Here is an 8878-nt window from a genome sequence, read left to right as displayed (position 1 = left end):
CCGCCCGGCGAGGCTGCTCTCCAACACATCCATGATCGGATATGTACCCGCAGCGACCACGCAAGACACGCTCTAAGCCTCGGCAGGACGGCCGGAGCGACCCATGGTCTTGGGGAAGTGGTCATCCGGCTCCCACGTCTGACATTCAGTGTTCACCTGGGCGCAAGAGGTGACTGATTGTGGGGGGTCGGGGCTTGGTTGGCGCCCTGCCAGGGGTGCCGATCTTCGATGGGATGGGCTGGGGTGGTCGCCGCTCGGAGCCACGGCAGGTCGCGGCAGGTCGCGGCAGGTCGCGGCAGATCACCGCGGATCGCGGCAGATCACTGCGGGTCGCGGCGGGTGCGGAAGCTCGGGGGGCGTGGCTCCTTGAGGGAGCGCGCGGGGTGGGATCGCGGGTAGTGATCGGGTTATCGGGTAGAGATCGGGTCATGTGGTCGAGCCTGAAACGAGCGGTGTCGGGACGAGGGCGTTCCCGGACGGCGAACGACGGTGCACGTGGCAGCAAGGGCTCGGGCGGCGCTGCCGGGGCTACCGCTGGCGCTGGCGCCGGCGGGACGGTGGGTAGTGAGGCGTGGAACCCGACGGGCTGGTGGTGGTGCATGGACCACGGCCGGGCGGAGAATCCGCCGGACGCGCCGGGGCATCGTCGGCTCGGGCCCTATGACAGCGCCGAGCAGGCGGCGAACTGGCGTCAGCGCCTGGACGACCGCAACGAGCAGTGGGACGACGAGGACCGCCGCTGGACCGCCGGCCGAGACCGCTGACCAGGGCGCCAACCAGGTGAATCGCGGTGCCGGTGCCGACGATGGTGCCGGTGACGATGGTGCCGGTGACGACGATGGTGGTGGTCAGTCCGGATGGGGGCGGGGGCCGGGGCGCTCGCCGTCCACCTCGGCGGAGCTGGCCAGGCGGAGCTTGCGGGCGGCGCGTTCGTAGAAGGTGGTGTGTCCCAGCCGGACGACCTCGACCGCGCCGGGGCGGGGGTGCAGGGTCATGGTGGCGCCAGAGGTGAGGTGGCCGGCGACGGTGCCGTCGACCTCGACGGCCAGTTGCGCGCTGCCGGACAGGACGTCCAGGGCCAGGCAGTCGTGTACCGACAGGACGATGCCCCGGTTGAACGCCGAGTGCGGCGCCACCGGGGTGACCAGCAGGGCCTCCACGGACGGGCTGACGATCGGGCCGCCCGCGGAGAAGCTGTAGGCGGTGGAGCCGGTCGGGGTGGACACGACGACGGCGTCCGCCGCGTAGCGGACGAACGGCCGGCCGTCCACCCGCAGTTGGACGGCGGCGCTGCCCCCATGGCCGGGGACGCGCACGACGGCCACATCGTTGAACGCGGTCACGGTCGCCGGGCCGATCCGGGCGTCCACGGCGAGGCGAGGCTCGACGGTGTACTCGTGGCGGTCGATCGCGGAGAGCGCGGCCGACAGCTCGGGCACGTCCACTTCGGCGAGGAAGCCCAGGCGACCCAGGTTCACCCCGAGGACGGGGGCCCGTCCGGCGTCGGCCAGGCGCATCGCGCGCAGCATCGTCCCGTCGCCGCCGAGACTCACGAGCAGATCGCTGCGCTCGGCGAGCTGCGCCGACTCGACGGCCACCGCCGCGCAGTGCAGCCGCTCGATCTCTCCGACCACCCCGAGGACCGTCACCTCGCGTGACGCCGCCCAGGTGAGAATCTGCTCGACGGCCAGCGTCGAGTCCCGCCGCGGATGCAGCACCACCCCGACCGTGCGCACAGCCCTCCCCGCCCCGCCCTGCCGCCTGCCGTCCCTGCCGCCTGCCGTCCCTGCTGCCTGTCGCCGACGGAACGGCAGACGTGACCGTTACGCAGGGTACCGATACGCAGGGTACCGATATCCGGTCCATGGCCGGCGGACGTCCTTCAGGGTCCCTGGGATGGGACGTCGAGGCGCGTCCTCGTCCAGCCGGTTAGTCCTGCAAGGTGGGGGCGACGGGCTGCGGTGGCGGCGTCGGCCGTGTCGGCGCGGCGTCGGGCTGCCAGGGGCGTGGCTCGGCCGGAGCGGCGGGCAGCGGTGTGACCAGGGGCAGGCTGTACCAGCCGACATCACGCCACGCGCCGAGCTTGTGCCCGATCCTGGGGTACACGCCGAGCGGGGTGAAACCGACCGCCGTGTGCAACCCGACGCTTGCCGCGTTCGGCAGGGTGATGCCGGCGTAGACGTTCAGATAGCCAAGCGCCCGCAGCTCGGCGAACAGCCGCGCGTACAGCCGCCGCCCGAGCCCCTGCCGGTGAAACGCCGCCGACAGATACACCGACGCATTCACCGACCAGCGATACGCCGCCCGCTCCCCGTGCAGCGCAGCATAGGCATAGCCGACAATGGCCGGCGTGGGCTGGCAGTTTCTGTCGCCGGTGTCGGTGTCGGTGTCGGTGCCGCTGTCGGGCGCGGCTTCGGCGACGAGCCAGGGGAGACGAGGGCCGGCGGCCATCCGGGCCTGCATGGCTTCGACGGTCGGGATCTCCTCTTCGAAGGTCGCCGCCGTCCCGGTGACGAACGGCGCGTACACCGCTCGGACACCCGCGGCATCCGACGCCTGCGCAGCCCTGATCCTGACCATCGCCACCATGCCCTCCGCCCCGACTCCATCCGTGCCGCTGCGCAGCCGCGACCTTCCGAGTCGTCCCGAGCTGTCCCGAGCCGTTCGGAGCCGTCCGTCTGCATTCTCTGAACCGGAGCACGCACCCACCACCGTCGCCGGCCTCAGCGTGGCAGCGATCCGCCACATGCGGAGGGTTGTTCGGGATTTCAGGCCGAGGGTCCCGACGTGCCGGCGCCCGCGCCTCCGTGCCCGCCGCGGCCGGCGCCCGCGCCTCCGCGCCCGGCGACCATTTCGCCAAGTCACGGATTCTTGCCGAGGCGGAGTGAAGATTCCGGTCCGCGGATCCTTCACTAAGCCTCGGCAAGAACGGATCATGGTTTTCGGCTACCCTCGACCGAGCCCTTTTCGTTGCAGGAAGTGGTGTGGGTGACACGGAAGGTGTCGATCGACGGGTGTCGGGGGCGGATGGGCGTGAGGATGTTCTGGCGGGACGTCCACCGGTCTCGGGACGGTCACTCTCCGGCATGTCTGCGCGGGAACGTGATGGCATGCCTGCATCTCGACGGGCCAGGGCCACCGGTGTCGGGCCGGACCCGCGGATCGTGGGGTTGCCACGGTCGACGTCCGCGGCAGGAGGCACGCCGGAGCACGGACAGACCCGATCTGCCTCATGCCGAGGGCTGTTCTGGTTTTGGGGCCCGCTCTGGTTTTAGGGCTCCGCCATGCCGAGCAGCCCTCGGCATGGCCCCGAACGACCCTCGGCATGGTGCCGGACCGGATCGCAGCGTGCGCGATCTGTCACGTCCAGAAGGTTGGTGAATGCTCTGCCTCACCACCTGTGTGGAAGATGAATTTCATTGGCTAAGTGACGATGGGATGTGTCGTCGTGCTGGCCGAGGACATCGCAGTAGGTGCCCCGATGGGAACGGTCAGTGGCGTCGCTGCCGCGAACAGGGCGGCGAGTTCGCTGCGCAGAATGTCCAGGCCGTCCCGGCTTAGGGCCGACTCGGGATGGAACTGCATCCCGATGCAGGCTGGCCCGCGCAGGGCATGCACCGACCCGTCGGCCGGATCGCAGGCCAGCCGGACGGACCCGTACACGCTCCGGTGCAGGTCGGCGCCGGACGTTCCGGAAGCGAGGCCGGCCGGGCCGGCAGCAGCGGCGGCGGTGCGCGTGGCGGTCGTGGCGGTCATGGTGGTCATGGTGTTCGTGGTGGTCATGGCCGTGAAGGACGAGTAGAACCCGACCAGGCGTGGTCGGCCGAACAGATCGATGGTGCGGGCGAGGCCCTGGTGGGGATCGGGGCGTCGGCGCAGGTGGAGGCCGAGGGCGTCGGCGAGTAGCTGGTGGCCCAGACAGACGCCGAACAGCGGTCGACCCGTTGCCAGCCGGCGGCCGACCAGCCGCCGTAGCGCGACCATCTTCGGATCGCCGCTTCGATACGCCGAGGGATCACCCGGGCCCGGCCCGATGATGAGCAGATCCGTCTCCGCGGCCTCGTCATCGCCCGATCGGGCCACCTGCGACCACGGGCGAACGGTGACCAGCAGCCCAAGCGCCCGCAGCTGATGGGCGAGCATCCCGGCGAACGCGTCCTCGGCATCGACGACCAGCGCGGTCCGTCCAACCAGCGGCGATTCCGCGCAACCGTGCGGAGAGCGCTCCGCGGAACCGTGCTGGTGTTCCGCGGAACCGGGATCATGGTGTTCCGTAGAACCGGGATCATGGTGTTCCGCGGAACCGGGGATGAGGGGTTCCGCGGAACCGGACGGGACGGGCTGGGGCGGGGTGGGACGGGACGGGCGGTGGAACCAGAAGGTGGCCAGGTCGGTGTTGCGGCTGGCGAGGGCCGCGGCGACGATCGGGTCGTCGGTCGGGGTGGGCTCGGGGGCGGCGGCGGGGGTAGGCGGGGTGGGGTGCAGGCCGAAGGCGGCGAGCAGGGCGGCGGCCTTGGTGTGGGTCTCGGCGGTTTCGCCGGACGGGGTGGAGTGGCGCACGAGGGTCGCGCCGACGGGCAGGCGCAGCAGGCCGTCGGGGGTGAGCTCGGCGGTGCGGATCAGGATGGGGGCGTCGAGGGTCTGGCGGCCGGTGGCGTCCCGTCCGAGCAGGGCGGCGACGCCGCCGTAGTAGCGCCGGCCGCGCTGTTCGTGGCGGGCGATCACCCGTAGGGCGTTGTGCAGCGGGCTGCCGGTGACGGTCGGGGCGAACATCGTGGCGCGCAGGATGTCGCGGACGTCGGCGTCGCTGCGGCCGCTCAGCAGGTACTCGGTGTGGACGAGGCGGGACATGTGTCTGAGCTGTGGCCCGATGATCCGGGCGCCGTCGACGGTCAGCTGCGACATCATCTTCAGTTCCTCGTCGAGGACCATCGACAGTTCGTCGATCTCCTTCGGATCGGCGAGGAACCGCAGCAGCCGCTCGCGGGCGTCCTGAGCGGCGGTGGCGGTGGCGGTGGCAGCGGTGGCGGTGGACGGGACGCGGTAGGTGCCGCAGATCGGGTTCATGGTGACCTGGCCGCCGACGGCGCTCACGTGGCGTTCGGGGGTCGCGCCCACCAGCGTGCGCCGGCCGGTGTGGAGGAGGAACGTCCAGTACGCGCCGGGCTCGTGGCGCAGGAGATGGTGCAGGGCGGCGAGGGCGGCGGGCAGCGGTGGGCCGTCGACGGTCGCGGTGTACGTCCGGTGCAGCACGAAGTTGGAGCCTTCGCCGCGGCCGATCTCGTCGCGCAGCACCGCGCGGACCTGCTCGGCGTACCGGTCGTCGTCGAGGTCGAACCCGCCGCCGTGCGCCAGGGGCCTGCCGGCAGGCAGAGCCGGCAGGACGGCGAGGGCGGCGGTCAGCGGGACGTGGGTGTGCTCAATGATGCGCAGGGCCTCGAGCGGGCTGCCGTCGTCCACGCAGGGCAGGCCGGCCTCGGTGAGCTGGCGGAACGGGACGACCGCAAGGGTGCGCGGGCCAGCGACGCCAGCGGTACCGGTGGGGTCGGCGGTACCGGTGGGGTCGGCGGTACCGGTGGGGTCGGTGGGGCCGAGCGGCAGGGGCAGGTCGGCCAGGTGTGTGGCGGTGACCAGCTCGCCGCGCAACACCTCCAGCTGGCCGGCATCAGCATCAGCGCCGGCATCAGCGCCGGTATCAGCATCAGCGCCGGTGCCGGCGCGGCGCAGCAGGGCGAACGGGCCGGGATCGTCGCCGGCGATGCTGGCGGCGACAAGACGGTGCAGCAGATCCATGAAAGGTGACCTCGTCGGACGGGACGCGACGGCGCCCACCGGGGCCGAACCGGTGCCCGTTCGGGAGCACGTCCCGGGTGGAGGTGCTCGACCCGAGGTCAGTGCCCGACCGAGGTAACGACAGCGGCCGCCGGAGGGGCGGCCGCGTGCTCGGATGCGGGCTACGCGCGCGTCGGGACGGCCGCCAGGATGACGGCCCGCCACAGACCTCTGCGCGCGAACATGCCTCTACTCTAAGGGATGTGTCCGACGCTGACCCCGGGGCCCAGCTCGCCTGGCAGCGCGGGTTGCCCCGCAAGCGAATGGGCGCGGCCTGTCTGCTGCTCGACGGGCAGGGCCGACTGCTGCTGGTGAAGCCGACCTATCGGCCGGGGTGGGATCTGCCTGGCGGGGTGGTGGAACAGGACGAGTCGCCGTGGACCGCGGCGCGCCGGGAGGTCGGCGAGGAGCTGGGGTTGGTCCGTACCCCCGGGCGGCTGGTGGCGGTGGACTGGGTGCCGCCCTCGCCGCAGCGGACCGAGGGCATGGCCCTGATCTACGACGGCGGCCTGCTCACCGACGAAGATGCCGCCCGCATCCGGCTGCCCGCCGACGAGCTCGGCGCCTGGACGTTCGTCGCCGAAGCGCACCTGGCCGAGTTCACCCCGCCGAGAATCGCCCGCCGCCTGGCCGGCTGCCTCGCCGCCCTGCGCACCGGCACCACCATCTACCTCGAGGACGGCCTACCGCCCGGGTAGGGCCGACCGAGCCCGGGCGGGCGCGCTGGCACCTGTCGGGTAGCTCCGGTGCGCGGCGGTCAGCGTGGTCGTGGCGCCGACGGCGTAGGGCGGGACCTGCGCGGACGCGCCGGGCACCGGGAGCACGACACCGGCGGTGGCACGCAGTGTGCGGTGGCCCGGTCGGGCTGGGCGTCATGCACGTTCTGGCAGCTCCGACAGTATCTGTCGCAGGCATTCGTTCGGGTGTCTGGTCACGTGCTGCCGCCGTCGCTGCGTTTCCGATCAGGTGGGAGTTCCGCATGCCCCAGTCGCGCCAGGTCCCGGGCTCAACCCGCGACGTCGCGGACACCCCGCGGGCGCGGTGGCGGGCCCGCCTGGCCGGACGGTCGGCGCAGGCCCAGTACGACCTGCTTCTGGACACCATCGCGGACACCGTCCGCGAGGTCACCCGGGACACCGCCGGCGAGGGCACCCGCGAGGACACCCGGAAGGCGATGGATCCGCGGGCGCCATGGCGGGCCCTCGGGGTGTACCGCCAGCTCGCCGAACGGCTGCGGGCCGAGCTCGCCGGACGGACCGGCCTGGTCCTGCCGGCCACGCTGCTGTTCGACCTGTCCACCCCGCACGCCCTGGCCGGCCACCTGCGGCACGCGCTGCTGGCCGAACCGGGCCGACCGGCCGCGGCCGGCGCCGTTCGGGATACCGATGCCGTTCGGGATGCCGGCGCTGTCGCGGCGTCCGAGGATCCGGTGGTGATCGTCGGGATGGCCTGCCGGCTGGCGGGGGGCGTCGACTCGCCGCAGGCGCTGTGGGAGCTGGTGCGCGACGGTCGGGACGCCACCGGCGAGCTGCCGGACGACCGCGGCTGGGACCTCGACGCTCTGGACGACGTCGATGCCACACCTGACGTCGGCGGCCCGGATCGGGCGGGGATGTCGTCCACCCGACGGGGCGGGTTCCTGCGGGGGATCGACCGGTTCGACGCGACCTTCTTCGGCATCGGGCCGCGGGAGGCGGCGGCGCTCGACCCGCAGCAGCGGCTCATGCTCGAGACGTCCTGGGAGGCGCTCGAACATGCCGGGATCGACCCGCGGTCGCTGCGCGGCAGCCGCACGGGGGTGTTCACCGGGACGTCCCTGGCCGACTATGGACCGTCCTGGCACGGGGCGCCGACACCGGCGCAGGGCCAGCTGCTCACCGGTACCGCGCCGGGGGTCATCGCCGGCCGCGTCGCCTACACCCTCGGGGTGGAGGGACCCACCCTGGCCGTGGACACCCAGTGCTCCGCGTCGCTGGTCGCCCTGCACCTGGCCGTCGGGTCGCTGCGGGCGGGGGAGTGCACGCTGGCGCTGGCCGGCGGCGTCACCGTCATGTCGACGCCGGGCATCCTCGTGGAGTTCAGCCGCAAGCGTGGTCTTGCCCCGGACGGACGGTGCAAGGCGTTCTCCGCCGACGCCGACGGCACCGGCTGGGCGGACGGCGCGGGCGTCGTGGTGCTCGAACGCCTGTCCGTCGCCCGTCGCCACGGCCACCGGGTGCTGGCCGTCGTGCGGGGCAGCGCGGTGAACTCCGACGGGGCCAGCAACGGGATGACCGCCCCGAACGGACTGTCCCAGCAACGCCTCATCCGCACCGCGCTCGCGAACGCGGGCCTGCGCGCCGCGGACGTCGACGCCGTCGAGGCGCACGGCACCGGCACGGCGCTCGGCGACCCGATCGAGGCGTCCGCGCTGCTGGCCACCTACGGTCAGGACCGCCCGCGCGACCGTCCGCTGCGGCTGGGGTCACTGAAGTCCAACGTCGGCCACAGCCAGGCCGCCGCCGGCGTCTGCGGTGTGATCAAAATGGTGCAGGCGCTGCGGCACGAGCTGCTCCCGCCGACCCTGCACGTGCGCGAACCGTCCCCGCACGTCGACTGGTCCGCCGGTGCGGTCACGCTGCTCACCGAGTCCGCGCCCTGGCCGCGCCGACCGCACGGACGGCCGCGGCGCGCCGGCATCTCCGCGTTCGGCATCTCCGGTACCAACGCCCACGTCCTCATCGAGGAGGCCCCCGCCGAGGACGCACCCGAGGACGCACCCCCCGAGGCGACCATCCCGGCCACCGGGGGCGGCTGTGCGCCGGGACGGCCGGTGGGGGTGGTGCTGTCCGGACGGACCGAGGCGGCACTGCGGGCAGCCGCCGGGCGACTCGCCGCGCACCTGCGGACCCGTCCGGAGCTCGACCTGGTCGACGTCGCCCACACCCTCGCCGGACGGACCCGCTTCGAACACCGGGCCGTGCTGGTCACCACCCCGCCCATCCCGCCCGCCGGGGCGCCCGGCCGTCCGGCCGTGGGCCCACCGCCGCAGCTGGCGCCGCCCCGC

At 73.0% G+C, this 8878-nt stretch carries 5 protein-coding genes and 1 pseudogene; 3 read left to right on the top strand and 3 right to left on the bottom strand.

The features are described from left to right. The first annotated feature begins 599 nt into the window (after positions 1 to 599). A complete protein-coding gene (locus ND747_RS28915; RefSeq protein ID WP_251737422.1) occupies positions 600 to 764 on the top strand; it encodes a hypothetical protein in 165 nt (54 codons plus the stop codon). 84 nt (positions 765 to 848) lie between these two features. Here ND747_RS28915 and ND747_RS28910 read toward each other — a convergent pair whose 3' ends face one another. The 3 genes and pseudogenes from ND747_RS28910 to ND747_RS29590 form a co-directional block, all read right to left on the bottom strand. Beyond that, positions 849 to 1736 carry an NAD(+)/NADH kinase gene (locus ND747_RS28910; protein WP_251737421.1) on the bottom strand — a complete coding sequence of 296 codons (888 nt, stop codon included), beginning with the start codon at positions 1734 to 1736 and terminating at the stop codon, positions 849 to 851. 193 nt (positions 1737 to 1929) lie between these two features. Further along, the gene (locus ND747_RS28905) at positions 1930 to 2580 is read right to left on the bottom strand and encodes a GNAT family N-acetyltransferase (RefSeq protein ID WP_251737420.1); all 651 of its coding nucleotides are present in this window, start codon (positions 2578 to 2580) and stop codon (positions 1930 to 1932) included. A 921-nt stretch (positions 2581 to 3501) separates the two neighbouring features. Continuing rightward, positions 3502 to 5793: pseudogene (locus tag ND747_RS29590) on the bottom strand (anthranilate synthase family protein); the annotation flags it as partial. A 242-nt stretch (positions 5794 to 6035) separates the two neighbouring features. Between ND747_RS29590 and ND747_RS28890 the strand changes: the two are divergent. Both ND747_RS28890 and ND747_RS28885 read left to right on the top strand, forming a co-directional pair. After that, positions 6036 to 6530 (top strand): NUDIX hydrolase, encoded by a 495-nt coding sequence (locus ND747_RS28890; RefSeq protein ID WP_251737419.1) that lies wholly within the window; start codon positions 6036 to 6038, stop codon positions 6528 to 6530. A 281-nt stretch (positions 6531 to 6811) separates the two neighbouring features. Then, the coding region (locus ND747_RS28885) for a beta-ketoacyl synthase N-terminal-like domain-containing protein (protein ID WP_285901327.1) at positions 6812 to 8878 on the top strand (2067 nt) is incomplete at its 3' end.

The organism is Frankia sp. R82 (assembly GCF_023716925.1).
GTDB lineage: Bacteria > Actinomycetota > Actinomycetes > Frankiales > Frankiaceae > Frankia.
Note: the sequence above shows the minus strand (reverse complement) of the source record. Positions and strands in the feature narration are given on the sequence as shown.

Coding starts and splice junctions, on each gene's coding strand:
- ND747_RS28915 (WP_251737422.1), top strand. CDS start 600: ATGGACCACGGCCGGGCGGAGAATCCGCCGGACGCGCCGGGGCATCGT.
- ND747_RS28905 (WP_251737420.1), bottom strand. CDS start 2,580: ATGGTCAGGATCAGGGCTGCGCAGGCGTCGGATGCCGCGGGTGTCCGA.